The sequence below is a fragment of the Streptomyces filipinensis genome, from assembly GCF_014649495.1.
Taxonomy (GTDB): domain Bacteria; phylum Actinomycetota; class Actinomycetes; order Streptomycetales; family Streptomycetaceae; genus Streptomyces; species Streptomyces filipinensis.
Map to the genome: position 1 here is coordinate 362,954 of NZ_BMTD01000001.1, position 14,466 is coordinate 377,419.

At 68.3% G+C, this 14,466-nt stretch carries 12 protein-coding genes and 3 pseudogenes; 9 read left to right on the plus strand and 6 right to left on the minus strand.

The annotated features are described in order from the left end of the window. Nucleotides 1-212 precede the first annotated feature (212 nt). Together IE244_RS01605 and IE244_RS01610 are read left to right on the plus strand one after the other, a co-directional pair. Nucleotides 213-1,619, plus strand: a complete 1,407-nt coding sequence (locus tag IE244_RS01605; protein WP_373305696.1) for a Cys-Gln thioester bond-forming surface protein — start codon at nucleotides 213-215, stop codon at nucleotides 1,617-1,619. A gap of 56 nt (nucleotides 1,620-1,675) precedes the next feature. After that, complete coding sequence (locus tag IE244_RS01610; RefSeq protein ID WP_191870798.1) at nucleotides 1,676-2,233, plus strand: GNAT family N-acetyltransferase; 558 nt, start codon at nucleotides 1,676-1,678, stop codon at nucleotides 2,231-2,233. A gap of 37 nt (nucleotides 2,234-2,270) precedes the next feature. On the opposite strand, the gene IE244_RS01615 is transcribed toward IE244_RS01610, so the two are convergent. After that, on the minus strand, nucleotides 2,271-3,584 hold the full coding sequence (locus tag IE244_RS01615) for a cytochrome P450 (protein ID WP_229853910.1): 1,314 nt from the start codon (nucleotides 3,582-3,584) through the stop codon (nucleotides 2,271-2,273). 972 nt (nucleotides 3,585-4,556) lie between these two features. Between IE244_RS01615 and IE244_RS01620 the strand changes: the two genes are divergently transcribed. The 3 genes from IE244_RS01620 to IE244_RS01630 all read left to right on the plus strand — a co-directional run bounded on the left by IE244_RS01620 (nucleotide 4,557) and on the right by IE244_RS01630 (nucleotide 7,929). After that, complete coding sequence (locus IE244_RS01620) at nucleotides 4,557-5,678, plus strand: catalase family protein (protein WP_191870799.1); 1,122 nt, start codon at nucleotides 4,557-4,559, stop codon at nucleotides 5,676-5,678. A gap of 164 nt (nucleotides 5,679-5,842) precedes the next feature. Continuing rightward, nucleotides 5,843-6,427: a hypothetical protein gene (locus IE244_RS01625; RefSeq protein WP_229853911.1), complete on the plus strand. Its 585-nt coding sequence runs from the start codon at nucleotides 5,843-5,845 to the stop codon at nucleotides 6,425-6,427. Between the two features lie 56 nt (nucleotides 6,428-6,483). Then, nucleotides 6,484-7,929 carry a Dyp-type peroxidase gene (locus IE244_RS01630; protein ID WP_229853912.1) on the plus strand — a complete coding sequence of 482 codons (1,446 nt, stop codon included), beginning with the start codon at nucleotides 6,484-6,486 and terminating at the stop codon, nucleotides 7,927-7,929. Between the two features lie 14 nt (nucleotides 7,930-7,943). On the opposite strand, the pseudogene IE244_RS41700 reads toward IE244_RS01630, so the two are convergent. Both IE244_RS41700 and IE244_RS01635 read right to left on the minus strand, forming a co-directional pair. Beyond that, a pseudogene (locus tag IE244_RS41700) lies at nucleotides 7,944-8,156 on the minus strand (DNA mismatch repair protein MutT); the annotation flags it as partial. A gap of 386 nt (nucleotides 8,157-8,542) precedes the next feature. Continuing rightward, nucleotides 8,543-9,202, minus strand: coding sequence for an NADPH-dependent FMN reductase (locus IE244_RS01635; RefSeq protein ID WP_191870801.1), 660 nt, complete (start codon nucleotides 9,200-9,202; stop codon nucleotides 8,543-8,545). Here IE244_RS01635 and IE244_RS01640 point away from each other — a divergent pair. Next, nucleotides 9,137-9,929 (plus strand): annotated as a pseudogene (locus IE244_RS01640) (GntR family transcriptional regulator). The gene IE244_RS01635 and the pseudogene IE244_RS01640 sit on opposite strands and share 66 nt — an antisense overlap. A 209-nt stretch (nucleotides 9,930-10,138) precedes the next feature. Here the strand turns inward: IE244_RS01640 and IE244_RS01645 are convergent. Continuing rightward, nucleotides 10,139-10,534, minus strand: a complete 396-nt coding sequence (locus IE244_RS01645) for a hypothetical protein (RefSeq protein WP_191870802.1) — start codon at nucleotides 10,532-10,534, stop codon at nucleotides 10,139-10,141. A 468-nt stretch (nucleotides 10,535-11,002) separates the two neighbouring features. On the opposite strand from IE244_RS01645, the gene ettA reads away from it, so the two are divergent. Genes ettA through IE244_RS01660 form a run of 3 tightly spaced genes read left to right on the plus strand, consistent with a single transcriptional unit; the run spans nucleotide 11,003 to nucleotide 13,761 of the window. After that, entirely contained in the window at nucleotides 11,003-12,667 is a 1,665-nt protein-coding gene (gene ettA, locus IE244_RS01650; RefSeq protein WP_191870803.1) for an energy-dependent translational throttle protein EttA, read from the plus strand. 6 nt (nucleotides 12,668-12,673) lie between these two features. Further along, entirely contained in the window at nucleotides 12,674-13,087 is a 414-nt protein-coding gene (locus IE244_RS01655) for an acyl-CoA thioesterase (RefSeq protein ID WP_191870804.1), read from the plus strand. Next, nucleotides 13,084-13,761, plus strand: coding sequence for a DUF8185 domain-containing protein (locus tag IE244_RS01660; RefSeq protein WP_191870805.1), 678 nt, complete (start codon nucleotides 13,084-13,086; stop codon nucleotides 13,759-13,761). Before IE244_RS01655 ends, IE244_RS01660 begins: the two co-directional genes overlap by 4 nt. A 15-nt stretch (nucleotides 13,762-13,776) precedes the next feature. On the opposite strand, the pseudogene IE244_RS41705 reads toward IE244_RS01660, so the two are convergent. Further along, nucleotides 13,777-13,944: pseudogene (locus IE244_RS41705) on the minus strand (ABC transporter ATP-binding protein); the annotation flags it as partial. 64 nt (nucleotides 13,945-14,008) lie between these two features. Further along, nucleotides 14,009-14,413, minus strand: coding sequence for a globin (locus tag IE244_RS01665; RefSeq protein ID WP_191870806.1), 405 nt, complete (start codon nucleotides 14,411-14,413; stop codon nucleotides 14,009-14,011). Nucleotides 14,414-14,466 lie beyond the last annotated feature (53 nt).

A 14,466-nucleotide genomic window follows, 5' to 3' on the forward strand; every position in this document is an offset into this window, starting at 1 on the left:
TCCCCGTACGAACGGGTGGATTTGTCGATATGCCCAGCTCATGGACGGTCCCGGCGATAACGATTACGGATCGGATCGCCCATCGGATCATCCGACCGGCAGGACAGGCTCCGCCTGATCCATAGGATGCCGGGCGTGCCCCTAGGGGCTGCCGATTCTGCTGGTGGGACCGTCCCCCCACGTCCAACGGGTCCTGCTCGAAGGGGAATTCTGTGCTTGCTGCGTTCTCTGGGTTCCGCCGTTCCACCGGAGCGGCCCGTCTGGCCGCCGCCGCGACGGCGTCCGGTCTGATGGCGGCCGGTGTGCTGTCCGGCGCCGGCAGGGCCGAGGCCGACGAGACGCCGCAGAGCCAGGGCGGGGCGACGGCCACGATCAACGGTCTGAAGACCTTCGGCGAGGCCGTGATCCACGAGGACGGCGGCGACCAGCGGGTGGAGGCCGGCCTGTTCGAGATGTCCGTGGACGGCGGCGGCACCCTGCAGACGTACTGCGTCGACCTCCACAACCCCACCCAGCGCGACGCCCACTACCAGGAGACGCCCTGGAGCGGGACCTCGCTGGGCGCCAACAAGGACGCCGGCAAGATCCGCTGGATCCTGCAGCACTCCTACCCCCAGGTCAACGACCTCGCCGCGCTCGCCCGCCAGGCGGGCGCCGGCGCCCTGACCGAGCAGGACGCGGCGGCCGGCACCCAGGTCGCCATCTGGCGCTACTCCGACGGCGCGAAGGTCGACGCCGTCGACCCGCAGGCCGAGAAGCTCGCCGACTACCTGCACAAGCGTGCCCGTGGCCTCGGTGAACCACAGGCCTCGCTGACCCTGGACCCGCCCGCGGTCTCCGGCCGGCCGGGCGACCTGCTCGGACCGGTGACCGTGCACACCAACGCGGGCACGGTCGCGGTGAGTCCGCCGGCGGACGCGGCCACCAGCGGGGTGCGGATCATCGACAAGACGGGCAAGGCGATCACGTCCGCGCAGGACGGCAGCCGGCTGTACTTCCGCATCCCCGCGGACGCGTCGGCCGGCACGGCCCAGCTGACCGTGCAGGGGTCGACCACCGTGCCCGTGGGCCGTGCCTTCGCCTCCGACAGCCGCAGTCAGACCCAGGTCCTGGCCGGTTCCAGCGAGTCCACGGTCTCGGCGACCGCGACCGCCACCTGGGCGGCCGAGGGTGCCATACCGGAGCTGTCGGCCCGTAAGGACTGCGCCCGCAGCGGCGTGGACGTCATCGCGGCCAACAAGGGCGACAAACCCTTCACCTTCCAGTTGATGGGCGCGGAGCACACCGTCCCCGCGGGTGCCTCCCGCACGGTGACCGTCCCGCTCCAGGAGGACCAGGCCTACGACTTCACGATCACCGGGCCGCACGGCTACAGCCACCGCTTCACCGGCGTGCTCGACTGCCGGACCCAGGGCACGATCACGACCCGGACGACCCGGACCCGCAACGAGCCCAGCCCGGCCACGGTGAGCGGCGGCACCACAGCACCCGGCACCGACCTCGCCACCACGGGCGGTTCGGCGATCACCCCCCTGATCGCCGGCGTCGCCATCGGGTTCGTGGTGATCGGCGGGGCGGTCCTGGTGGTGCTCCGCAAGCGGGAGCAGCCGGGCGACTGACGGAGCCTCGGCGCGCCTCCCGGTCCCGCGCGTACGGCAGCGTGATCAAATGGCGCATGGCATCGTCCTGGACCGGTCATCGGGTACGCCTGCGCGCCGTGGAGCCCGACGACTGGACCGTGTTCACGCGCTTCGCCGACGATGACGGGCGGCGAGGGCGCCGGCTGGATCTGCCCCGGTCGGCCGAGAGCTACCGCGCCTGGGCGAAGGAGCAGGCCGTTGCCAGGTGCGACGACGACCGCTTCCTGTTGGCGGTCGAAACGACGGTCACGGCAGAGCTGGTCGGCACAGTCGGCTCACATCGCACCGGCCCTCGTTCAGGGTGGTTCGAGTGTGAGGTCACGATCGGGGCTGACCACCGGCGCAAGGGCTACGCGGCAGAAGCGGTGGTGCTGCTGCTGCGCTTCATGTTCGCCGAGCGGCGCTACCACAAATGCCTGGCAGCGGTCTTCGCCCACAACGAGGCGTCGCTGGCGCTGTTCCGTGGGCTCGGCTTCACCGAGGAGGGGCGCCTGCGGGAACACGTCTTCTTCGCCGGCCGGTACCACGACCTCGTCATGATGGGCATGCTCGCCGACGAGTTCGACCGGCGACACACGCTGAGCGAACCATGAGGATCGACGCCCGCTGTCCGCGGGCGGAGGCGGGCTCTCACGGGAAGCGGGACTGCTCCCGGCTGCGCGAGGTGGCACGCAGACGCAAGCCGACGGTGGCGAGACCTTCGAGGGTGGTGACCTGGTGGCTGGGTCCGGGTCCGGGCGGCTCGCTCAAGTGGCAGCGGCGGGCGGTCTGCGCGGTGAGGAGCGTCAGCATCGCCATGGCCAGGGCCTCTCCCTCACAGCCGTGCGGCCCGGTACCGAAGGAGAGGAAGACCCCGGGCTTCGCCGGCGAGCCCGGACCATCGAGCCAGCGCTCGGGCTGGAACTGGTCCGGCTCGGAGTGTTCCCGTGCGTCGCGGTGGGCGGTGTAGGGGCAGACGAGAACGGTGGACCCGGCGTCGATGGTGTAGCCGGCGAGCTGAGTCTGTCGCGTGGTGCGCCGGGTCAGCAGCCAGCTCGGGGGGTGCAGCCGGAGCACCTCGCGTACCAGTGCCTGGGTGTATTGCAGCCGGTCGAGGTGGGTGCTGGTCGTCGCGGCCGGGTCCGCGGGCAGCAAGGCGGCCTCGGCCGCGACGCGGCCCGCTGCCTGGGGGTGCCGGGCCAGGCCGAGAAGGATCCAACCGGCCGCCCGGGAAGGTGTCTCGAAGGTGGCGACGGTGATTCCGGGCAGAGTGTCGAGGACCGCCTCTTCCGGCAGGAGGCCGTGGCGGGGGGAGGGCCGGAGCATCTGTCCCAGCACGTCGTCACCGAGCCGGCCCGATGAACGGCGCCGGCGGACGATCGGCCGCAGAGCGTCGGTGAAGGCGACTTGCTGCCGTGTGCGGAACCGCCGTGCCGGTGTGGGAATCCAGCGCGGCCACACCCAGCGCGAGGGGCGTACGAGCACCTCCCGGGCCAGGAAGAGCTGTGAGGCGTAGGGCAGCAGGGTGGGAGCGTCTTCGGAGAAGAGGTAGCGCACGCCGATCTCGGCAAGGGTGTGCCGGACCACGGGCAGAACTTCGACGTCCTCGCCCAGAGGCCACTGGTCGGCGAATCGAGCCGTCCCGGGCGCGATCTCACCGATCCGGGCGGCGACCGTTTGGGGGCGAAGTCCCCGCATGCGGGCGGCGTGTGCGTGGACACGCTCCTCGGGTGTCGGTGCTCCGCTCGACCGCTTCAACGGCGGGAAGAGAGGCGAGGGCGCCTTGGGGAAGTCCTGTGCGCGGCGCAGGACTTCTTCACACGGCCCGGCCGTAGCGGCTACGTAGACGCCCGGCTCCAGCTGCCAGACGTCCCCGCACTCGTCAGCGCCGCGGCACGCCATCGCCAGCCGGTCGCGGCTCCAGGACGCGAAGCCGCCCTCGGGCAACCGCGGCGGCTCGTTCATCCGGCCCATGAGACCGTCCCTGACTCTCGCGACGTGACCAGGCCGATGTCGTCGGTTGCGTGGTGGGGAGCCGGCGGGCGCCCGGGGGCACCCGCCGGCATCGCGGTCAGCTTCAGTCGCCGGCGTACGCATCCCATTCGTGGGCCCCGTACGCACCGTAGTGGCGGGTGAAGGAGAGCTTGCCGAGCAGCTTGGCGATCATGATGCACTCCTCTCGCCTGTCTTCAGCACCAGATGCCACACGAGCAATGTTGCCACAGGTGGCGCATGTGTGGTAAGGGATGTCGGCCGCCCTGGCTGAGGTTCATGCGGCCCGTGTCGCCCGCGGTAAAACACCAGGTCAGAGCCGCCCAAGCTGACGAGTCTCCGCCCAGGGGTGGCCGTACGGCAAGATGGGGTGTTACTTGCCACGAGGGGGCATGAAAAGGCCTCGCCGCCGGAGAGCTGCGGGGTTGTGGTCGTCATTGGCCGTTGTCGGTCGTCGCTGGCCGCCCTCGAACGGCTCGCGCTCCTGCCCAACGCATGCGACGATTACACCGTAATGATGCAACTCAGGTCGGGTGATGCGCCCTTCGGCGACTGCCCCAGTCTGTAGTTGACCCGTTTCAAGACCGGGCCCCAGCGTGCTCGGACATTGGGCCTCCTGGCAGGTACCAGGTACCCGGGCCGGACTCACACCGGCAAGCGCCGACGGGCTTACGACGAAAGATCACCTGCACGAGGTCACCTCCCGTCTGCTGGGCGCATGAATGATCAGAGTTAGTGCCGAGGCGATGGATAGTTCTCGGACAAGAGCGGATCAACAGCGGCAACCTCCGCCAGTCGCCGACAGTGCCGGGCGCACTCGGGACCATCAAGTCCAGCAGTACTCAAAGGCTGTACTTGGCCGCCAAATATTACTCGGGTGGAGTTCAGCAGAGCCTCAAGCATTGAACGAACGGGACAAGCGAGGCCGACTTGGAGGAGCGACAGATGTCATCCGAGTTCGTTCGTTATACCCCTGAGATCGAGACCATCGATCCCCATCTCGACGAGCTGCTGGCACAGATCATCGATTTCTGGGAGAAAAAGGGCCGTGAATCGCCGAGTACCGAGGGCACCGGGCGGGCCGTCCGCGGCGCGCACGCGAAGTCGTTCGGCCTGGTCAAGGCAGAAGTCGAGATCTTGGCTGATGTGCCGGCGGCGTATGCGCAGGGCATCTATGCCAAGCCGGGCCGCCACGGCGCACTGATTCGCTTCTCCAGCACGTCCACCCACCTGGGCACGGACGCACAACTCGGACCCGGCCTTGGCTTCGCGATCAAAATATTCGATATCGACGGACCAAAACTCGTGGAAGACGAGCCGGACTCGACCACCTTCGACCTCGTGCTCAAAAATAATCCGATCTTCATCAGCAATACGGCGAAACACTACCTGTTCATCGAGGACATCGCGAACAACGCGCAGGACTACCTGACGCGCGGCAAGGCGGGTCTCCACGAGCTGCTGGCGGATGTGCTCACGGGCAAGGGCCAGCTGCAGCAGCAAGAGTGGGCATGGGACGAGCTATTCGCGATCGTGAGACTGGTAACGCAGACGCATGTGCGCAATCCGCTGCTCACCACGTTCTGGAGCATGGGCGCGGTACGTCATGGGGACTACATCGCCAAGATACGTGTCGCGCCGGCCGCGGAGAGCGCCACGCACGTGATCCATCGTGATCTCGACCTCACGATTGGCCCGGACGTGTTTTATCCGACGCTGGCGGACGAGCTACAGGCGAGACCATTCGATTTCGATCTTCAGGTCCAGCTGTGCACGGACCTCACGGCTATGCCAGTGAACGTCCTGACCGTGGAATGGCCCGAAAAGTTGTCCCCCTTTGTCACCGTGGGGCGCGTGCATCTACCGCGCCAGGACATCTCGGGACCCGAGAACTTCGAGAAGGGTGACGCGCTCGCGTTCAATCAGTGGCGTGTCACGTCCGCTCACCGCCCGCTGGGCGAAATCATGAACGTGCGACGGATCTACACGGCGTCGGCCAAGGTCCGCCGGACGCTCAACCACCAGCCGCAAACCGAGCCGACCAGTGCCGATGCGGTGTTGCCGTGATCAGAGGCCCACGAGCCCGGCTCGGGCGGTAACCATCCGGTCCGCGGCGCATCCGTGGGTCGTGTGGCCATTATCCGGGCGCAGGAATCGAACCGGATCGAAAGGGCAGGACAGCTATGACAATGCAAGAAGGGACAGGGACCGCACCGGAACCCGATCAGGCCGTGGAGCAGAAGATCCAGAAGCTGCGAGAGCTCTACGCCGACGCGCCGGAGGTGGGAAAGCGGGCGCTGGAGAACGTACTCCGAAAAGACGCGACGTCGTTTGTGGGGAAGCCGCGAACGCGGATGGAATCCGCTGGCCGGGTCGGCAGCCGCCAGGGCAGGGTCTCGGAGCTCACCCTGATCGCTCCGTTCGTGGAAGGTGGAGCGGAGCGACTGCGCGCCTTCCTGCAGCTGCGGGACGGAAACTTCGATGACACAGACAGGGTCGGCACCGTCCACGATATGCGCTTCGTATTCCTTGACAACGACACGAAGCTGCTCTTCTGCACCGCCTACGACGATGAGTGGGACCCCTACATCGACGACTTCGCAACGAAGATCCCGGACGAACTGGATCTGTTTATGTGCAATTGCGTGGGATGGCCGGGAACGCGCAGCCCGTCGGTGAAGGACTGGATCGCGAAGTACCAGATCGCGGCCGATGGCTGGTACGTCGCGAATCCAGATCTGACGGTGGCGGAGACCAGGCGGCTGAACCGCGTCGGCCACGCGCTGGAAGAATTCCTGGACAAGATCAGCGACTAGTCCGGCCACCCGGACAGTCTGCGGGGTGCGCCGCGCCACCCGGCGAGACTGTCCCCGTGAGCCGGCTCGTCTCGGGTTCTTGTGGGGAGAACGCCATGCCGCTCGTCGATCGCCTCGGAGGCGACCTTCCGCGCGCCCCCGTCACCGTGGAGCTCGACGACATCCAGGCGACGGTGCTGCGCTACCGGCCCGAGCCCTACTACGGCACGCACGTCATGCTCCACGTGGAGGATGCCCAGGCCGGCCGCGAATTCGTGCAGCGGCTGACCCCCTATGTCGACTCTGCCGCCGACTGGTGGCAGGCCGGCGACGTCTGGACCTCAATCGCCATCAGCTCCACCGGGCTGGTGGCTCTAGGCCTGCCAGAGGATTCGCTCCGGTCCTTCCCCGAAGCATTCCGCGTGGGGATGGCCGCACGCGCCGACAAGCTCCGGGACTACGGACCAAACGACCCGACGAACTGGGACCGGCCCTTCGGCACCGGGGAGATCCACATCGCGGTCAGCATCTTCAGCGACACGGAAGACAAGTGGCGCCGCGCGATGGAGACCGCGGGCCAGCAGTATCAGGGGTTCTCCGGCGTCACCGTAATGCTGATGCGGGACTTCGGCGCCCAGCCAGGCGACCTCAATCCGCTGGGCTACAAAGATTCGATCGGCCAGCCGGCCATCGAGGGCTGCGGCGTCGACTCGTTGCCCGGCCAGGGACCACCGATCAAGGCCGGCGAGTTCATCCTCGGCTACCCCGGCGAGGCCGGCGTGCCGCTGCCGATGCCCCTCCCGGACGTGCTGGGCCGCAACGGCACCTTCGTCGGGCTGCGCAACTACCAGGCCCGCGTCGGGACGTTCAACCGGTTCCTGCGCGAGCACGCGCAGACCGAGCAGGAGCGGGAACTGCTCGCCGCGAAGCTGGTGGGCCGCTGGCGCAGCGGCGCGCCCTTGACGCTCGCCCCGACGCAGGACGACCCAGCGCTCGGCGCGGACGCGCGCCGGAACAACGACTTCACCTACGCCGCGGATCCGCACGGCCGGCAGGTGCCGCTCGGCTCACACATGCGGCGCATGAACCCGCGCGACACCAAGATGGCCCTACTCGCCGACGTGAACCTCCACCGGATCATCCGGCGCAGCACGACCTACGGGGCACCCTACGACCCTGACGCGACCTCGGAGCAGGACGACGAGGTAGCACGCGGCACCTACTTCATCTTCCTCAGCGCCAAGGCAATGGCCACGATGGAGTTCCTGCAGCAAGAGTGGATCAACAACGGCAACTTCATGGACCTGGGCGACGAACGCGATCCGAACGTCGGGCTGCAGGAGGACGGGGCGACGTTCACCATTCCGCAACATCCGGTCCGGCGCCGCATCCACGGCATCCAGACATTCAACGTGCTGCGCGGCGGCGAATACTTCTTCATGCCCTCCCTGTCCGCCTTGAGATGGATCGGGGAGCTCCGCCATTCCAGCGGCCACGCTGATGAACGAGCCGAACCATCCTGAAAGCCGTCGCGACCCCGGCCGTCATGTGAGCGGACGTGCGGAGCGGTTGCGGTGTCCAGGGCATCGAGCACACGGACCGCGTAGACCTCCCCCATCGCCTCGACTTCCTCCGGGGTCAGCCATCTCACGGTGGTCGACTCGCTTGACGTGCGTTCTGCACCGGCGACCGGTCGACACAGGAAGACGAGAGCAACGACGCCACGGCTCACGTTCTTGTAGACCGCCGTGTGAGCGCCCTCCCTGGCCGTCCTCGGGCCGTCGAAGGACGCTCAGTCGCCGCACGTCACAGCGGATCGATGGCGACAGAGCAGAGAAGCAGCGTGGCTGAGCCTCATTAGGGTGCTCCGCATGGCCGAAGAAGCCCCGGCCTGTCCTGAGTGCAGCCAGCCACGAGTGACATCAACGGCAGCGGACGGCGACGACAACCAGCAGCCGCGTGCGGTACCCGTGCATGAGGCGAGCCCCCGCCGGACCGGGACGAGAACGAACTCCCAAAGCGATGGTCACTCCCCGTCGAGCTCACGCTCCGGCGAGCCGGAGCCGTGCCAGACGTGTGCTGGATCAAGCGGGGTACCCCGGGGAACAATCGACACCGGACTCGCAATCGAGGAACTCACTTCTCGGCCCGCTGAGTGATGGCCGCCTCGGTGCGGTCTCCCAGGAACTCGTACCAGCGGCGTTCGAGACAGACGTAGCGCACGTCTGCCTCGACGAGGCTGAGGAAACCCGACACCGTCTCGGTGAGACGCTGTTGCAGCCCGGGGTCGGCCAGCGTTCCGTCTTCGGCGAAGGCCTGGTAGCTGTTGGCCACGCTGAACATGTCCGGGTAGACGCGGGTGCCCAGGTGTTCCAGGGGAATCCTCAGAGCCCACAATCCGCGGTTGCCTCCGACCAGCGACGGCGAGGCGGAGACGAGCAGCGCGTGCTTGGTCTTGAACGGCTGCGGCCTGACACGCGAGACCCAGTCGATCGCGTTCTTCAGTACTCCCGGCACGGAGGCGTTGTACTCCGGCGAGGAAATGACGAAGGCGTCGCTCCGCTCAAGCCGGTCGCGCAGGGCGAGAGCGCCGTGCGGCAGCCCTGCGCCGGCCTCCATGTCGCCGTCGTACAAGGGCATCTCAAAGTCGCGCATGGTGGCGAGGTCGACGGCGGCACCGGTGTCGGAGATGAGCCGGGCCACGAGGGAGGCGAGGCGGGCGTTCGTAGAATCGGCCCGCAGGGCCGCGCCGAAGACCAGGAACCGCAGCGGGCCGGGGAGCGAGTCCGTGGGCATGGATCCGTCCTTCCGTCGCGGGCAAGCCCCTCCAGGAGGGTGCCCCACCGACAAGTCTGGTTCCTCAGCCGGCGTCACGCGACAGGGCCAGGAACCGACAGGTCCGAGCCGGTCAGGACAATGGCTCGGCCTGGAGGGGCGGGCTGGTTCGGGCACGTACGTCGCTGAGCCCCGGCAGCGGGTGCGGATGGTCCGTTCGTCGGCGCGTGAGCGGCCCGACGGGTCGCCGTTCCGAGCGGACATGAAGGCCGTGGGCAGGCAGGGGGACTGGGAGAGCCGGAGTGACGCCAAGGTGCCGGCTCCCGCGGACATCGCGGCCCGGCTCGGAATCGCCGAGGGTGAGCTGTGTGTCCGGACGACGTACGAGTTCCTGAGCGACGGCAGGCCGGTGCAGCTGTCCACGAGCTGGGAGCCGTACGACCTCACCGCCGGCACCCTCGTCGTCCTCCCCGAGGGAGGGCCGCACGCCGGGGCGGGTGTCGTGCACCGCATGGCCGCGATCGGGGTCACCGTCAGCCACGCCGTGGAGCAGCCCGAGCCGAGGCAGGCGACCGCCGAGGAGGCGTCGATACTCGGCATCCAGAAGGCCGCGCTCGTCACGCACATCCGGCGGACGTACTACAGCGACCAGGGGCGGCCCGTGGAGACTGCGGACATCGTGGTGCCCGCTGCTCACTGCGAGATCGTGTACGAGATCCCGATTAATCGCCAGTGGCTTTGTCCATGAGAACGGACAGCAGACGTTCATGGCTACGCGAGGCGTCAGAGCGCACCGAGGATCCGAACGCGGCTTGAGTTTCGGCCCGAGAGGCGGCCCCCGGGGCTTGGCAGGCGGTGTGCGGCCCTGGCAACATCCGTCCGAACATAGTCGCGACGTTCCCGCCGATTAGTGTGCGGCGCCGACTGTGTCAGAGCCGCACAGGCGGCCTGGACGGCTCAGTGGTCGCCCATGGGCGGGGGCACGAGGCGTGGCAGTGGCTGATGCCAGTCTCCCAGCCTCATGAGGAGAAACCGACGAGCGAGAGAACGAATGTCGTCCCATGCCGAATCTGTGGCCAGAGCGTTGTCCCAGGGGCCGACCCGGCGGGTGGCATCGATCTCGCCGATGCGACGGCCGATGGCCCGAAGATGACGCTGATCCTCAGGCTCGAAGGCTCCGCGCTCCGCGAGCCCCTCGGACACGCGGCACATGAGCTCCACCTCTTCAACGACGTCCTTCGTCTCCAGCTCACGCTCGCCCAGCCAGGCAAGTTGATCTCGGGCGTCGGCCGCTAGGAGGGCCGTGATGCGCAGTGTCCAGGTGCGCAGGTTCGCGTCGCCGAGATGGTTCACGCGTGCATGATCGCACCCAGCTCCCGCAATCGTGTTCGGGGGCACGGAGGGCGGCAACGGCCTGCGTGGCGGTCGCGGAGGGCCCATAGTCGTGAACATCCGCTGTCTGTTCTCATGGACACAGCCACCTGGTCGTCTGGCTCCGCGCATGATCGCCGGGACAAGCCCTGGCCGACAGCCGACGGTGAACCTGCTGCCCGCCGGGGCTGCTCGTAAAAGGGGGCAGCCGTGCCCCAGGCGTGCCCGTCCAGCCCGCGAGCAGTGCCCCACTTCGGCCGTCCCTGGGCCGTCCGAGGCTCCCCGAGGCCACCCGACGGCGACCGACAGTGACAGGCGAGCTGTCGCCGCCATCCGAGAAACCCCAGGTCACAGCCCCCGCACCAAACGGGTTAACACCCAAGCCTGGCGTTCAGGCAAGATGGGGTGTATCTGCCCACTGCCAGATTTCAAGCTGCCGGACGGTTTCTCTTGGCTGAGTTCATTTACACCATGCGCAAGGCGCGCAAAGCGCACGGCGACAAGGTGATCCTCGACGACGTCACCCTGAACTTCCTGCCGGGGGCGAAGATCGGCGTCGTCGGTCCGAACGGTGCCGGTAAGTCGACCGTGCTGAAGATCATGGCCGGGCTTGAGCAGCCGTCGAACGGCGACGCGTTCCTGTCCCCGGGCTACAGCGTCGGCATCCTGCTGCAGGAGCCCCCGCTGAACGAGGCGAAGACCGTCCTGGAGAACGTCCAGGAGGGTGTCGCCGAGATCAAGGGCAAGCTCGACCGGTTCAACGAGATCGCCGAGCTGATGGCGACCGACTACTCCGACGCGCTGCTCGACGAGATGGGCAAGCTGCAGGAGGAGCTGGACCACGCCAACGCCTGGGACCTCGACGCCCAGCTGGAGCAGGCCATGGACGCCCTCGGGTGCCCCCCCGGCGACTGGCCCGTCACCAACCTCTCCGGTGGCGAGAAGCGCCGCGTCGCGCTCTGCAAGCTGCTGCTGGAGCAGCCCGACCTGCTGCTCCTCGACGAGCCCACCAACCACCTCGACGCCGAGTCCGTGAACTGGCTGGAGCAGCACCTGGCCAAGTACCCGGGGACCGTGGTCGCGATCACCCACGACCGGTACTTCCTCGACAACGTCGCCGAGTGGATCCTTGAGCTCGACCGCGGCCGTGCCTACCCGTACGAGGGCAACTACTCCACGTACCTGGAGACCAAGGCGACCCGTCTGAAGGTCGAGGGCCAGAAGGACGCCAAGCGGCAGAAGCGGCTCAAGGAAGAGCTGGAGTGGGTGCGCTCCAACGCCAAGGGGCGCCAGGCCAAGTCCAAGGCCCGTCTCGCCCGCTACGAGGAGATGGCCGCCGAGGCCGACAAGATGCGGAAGCTGGACTTCGAGGAGATCCAGATCCCGCCGGGCCCGCGCCTGGGCAACATCGTCGTCGAGGTCGACAAGCTCAACAAGGCCTTCGGTGAGAAGGTCCTCGTGGACGGCCTCAGCTTCACGCTGCCGCGCAACGGCATCGTGGGCGTCATCGGCCCGAACGGCGCCGGCAAGACCACCCTGTTCAAGATGATCCAGGGCCTGGAGACGCCGGACGCCGGTGACATCAAGGTCGGCGAGACCGTCAAGATCTCCTACGTCGACCAGAGCCGCGAGAACCTCGACCCGAAGAAGACGCTGTGGGAGGTCGTGTCCGACGGGCTCGACTACATCAACGTCGGCCAGGTCGAGATGCCGAGCCGGGCGTACGTGTCGGCGTTCGGCTTCAAGGGTCCGGACCAGCAGAAGCCGACCGGCGTCCTGTCCGGTGGTGAGCGCAACCGCCTCAACCTGGCGCTCACCCTCAAGCAGGGCGGCAACCTGCTGCTCCTCGACGAGCCCACCAACGACCTCGACGTCGAGACCCTCTCCAGCCTGGAGAACGCGCTGCTGGACTTCCCCGGCTGCGCCGTCGTCGTCTCCCACGACCGGTGGTTCCTCGACCGGGTCGCCACGCACATCCTCGCCTACGAGGGTGAGTCGAAGTGGTTCTGGTTCGAGGGCAACTTCGAGTCGTACGAGAAGAACAAGATCGAGCGGCTGGGCCCGGACGCCGCGCGTCCGCACCGCGCCACCTACAAGAAGCTGACCCGGGGCTGATCGGTCTTGCGTCACATCTACCGCTGCCCGTTGCGCTGGTCGGACATGGACGCGTACGGACATGTCAACAACGCGATCTTCCTGCGCTACCTGGAGGAGGCTCGGATCGACTTCCTGTCCCTGCGGGGCAAGGAGTCCAAGCAGGGGTCCGTGGTGGCGCGCCATGAGATCGACTACAAGCGGCAGCTCGTCCACCGGCCCACGCCCGTGGACATCGAGCTGTGGGTCACGGACATCAAGGCCGCGTCCTTCACCGTCACCTACGAGGTGAAGGACGCGGAGGCGGTCTACGTGCGGGCCGCCACCGTGGTCGTCCCGTTCGACTTCGAGACGCAGCGGCCGCGCCGGCTCACCGCCCAGGAGCGGGAGTTCCTGCAGAAGTACCGGGACGACGCCGACGAGGAGGCCGTCGCCGCATGACGGTGCTGCACCTGGCCGACGAGACGGAGGCGGCCGACCTCGCCGCCTTCCTCTCCCGGCTGCTCCACTACGACCGTGGAGCCGCGGTGCGCCTGCAGGCGGCCGGCACGGCGCTCGCCGTCTTCGGCCGCCCGCCGTCCTTCGAGGTGCTGGCCGTACGCGCGGTGCGGCTGGCCAAGCCGTACGAGAACGGCCTCGACGTCACCCTCGACGTGACCGTCTCCGCGGGTGAGTTCCTGGAGGGCGTGGACGAGCGCGCGGCCACCGCCGCCGTGCCCGCCGCGGTCACCGGCCCGCCGTGGGCCGGTGTGCTGCCGCCGCGCGGCGGCTGGCAGGCCGAGCCGGGGCTGCCCGCCCCGGACGCGCTGCGGGCGACGGTCGCCGCGGCGGTCGCCGAGTTCCGGTCCCGTACGCAGGAACTGGCGCCGGACGGGCGTACCCGCGCGGAACTGGACCGGATCGGCCGGGACATCTGGTCCCGGGAGATAGCGCGGACCGGGCTTCCGGTGCGGGCCGTGCACGCGGCCCAGTCCCTGGGCTTCCTGCGGCCGGGCGTCGGTCCGGCCGACACCGGGCTGTTCTCCTCGGGGGCGTGGCTCAGGCTGCGCACCCCCTACGGGTCCGTCGTGGTGCGCCGGGCCGGGCTCGGTCCGCTGGGCGTCACCATCCGCTGAACCCACCCGGTCCCACTGCACCTCGTCCGGCCATACCCCGATGTGGTCCGACTCCAGTTCCATGGCCACCCGGTCGCGCATGTCCAGGGCGCGGAGGCAGTCGGCGGGCAGCTGGAGGCGGCCGGCGCGGTCGAGCATGGCGTACTCGCGGGCCACGACCGTCTCGTGGCCGGTCGTGGCGTCGAGTGAAAGTGACCGGATTCCGGCCACAGGCGGCCGGAATCCGGCGTTCAGTGACGGCTGTTCGTCAGTCCGGGGCGTTGATCATCGACGCGGCGGCGTACGTCAGGTAGTTCCACAGCGTCGTCTCGTGCTCCTCGGAGAGCCCGAGTTCGTCGACGGCCACCCGCATGTGCCTCAGCCAGGCGTCGTGCGCCGCCCGGTCCACCGTGAACGGGGCGTGCCGCATGCGCAGCCGGGGGTGGCCGCGGTTGTCGCTGTAGGTGGTGGGGCCGCCCCAGTACTGCATCAGGAACAGGGTGAGGCGCTCCTCTGCCGGGCCCAGGTCCTCCTCCGGGTACATCGCCCTGAAGCCCGGGTCCCCGGCGACTCCCTCGTAGAAACGGTGGACGAGCCGACGGAAGGTCTCCTCCCCGCCGACCTGCTCGTAGAAGGTCTGCTCCTGAAGCGTGCCGCGCCGAATCTCATTCACCCGTCCATCGTCTCAGACCGGGTGGCCCAGGACTCAAGGCCTAGGACCCCGGG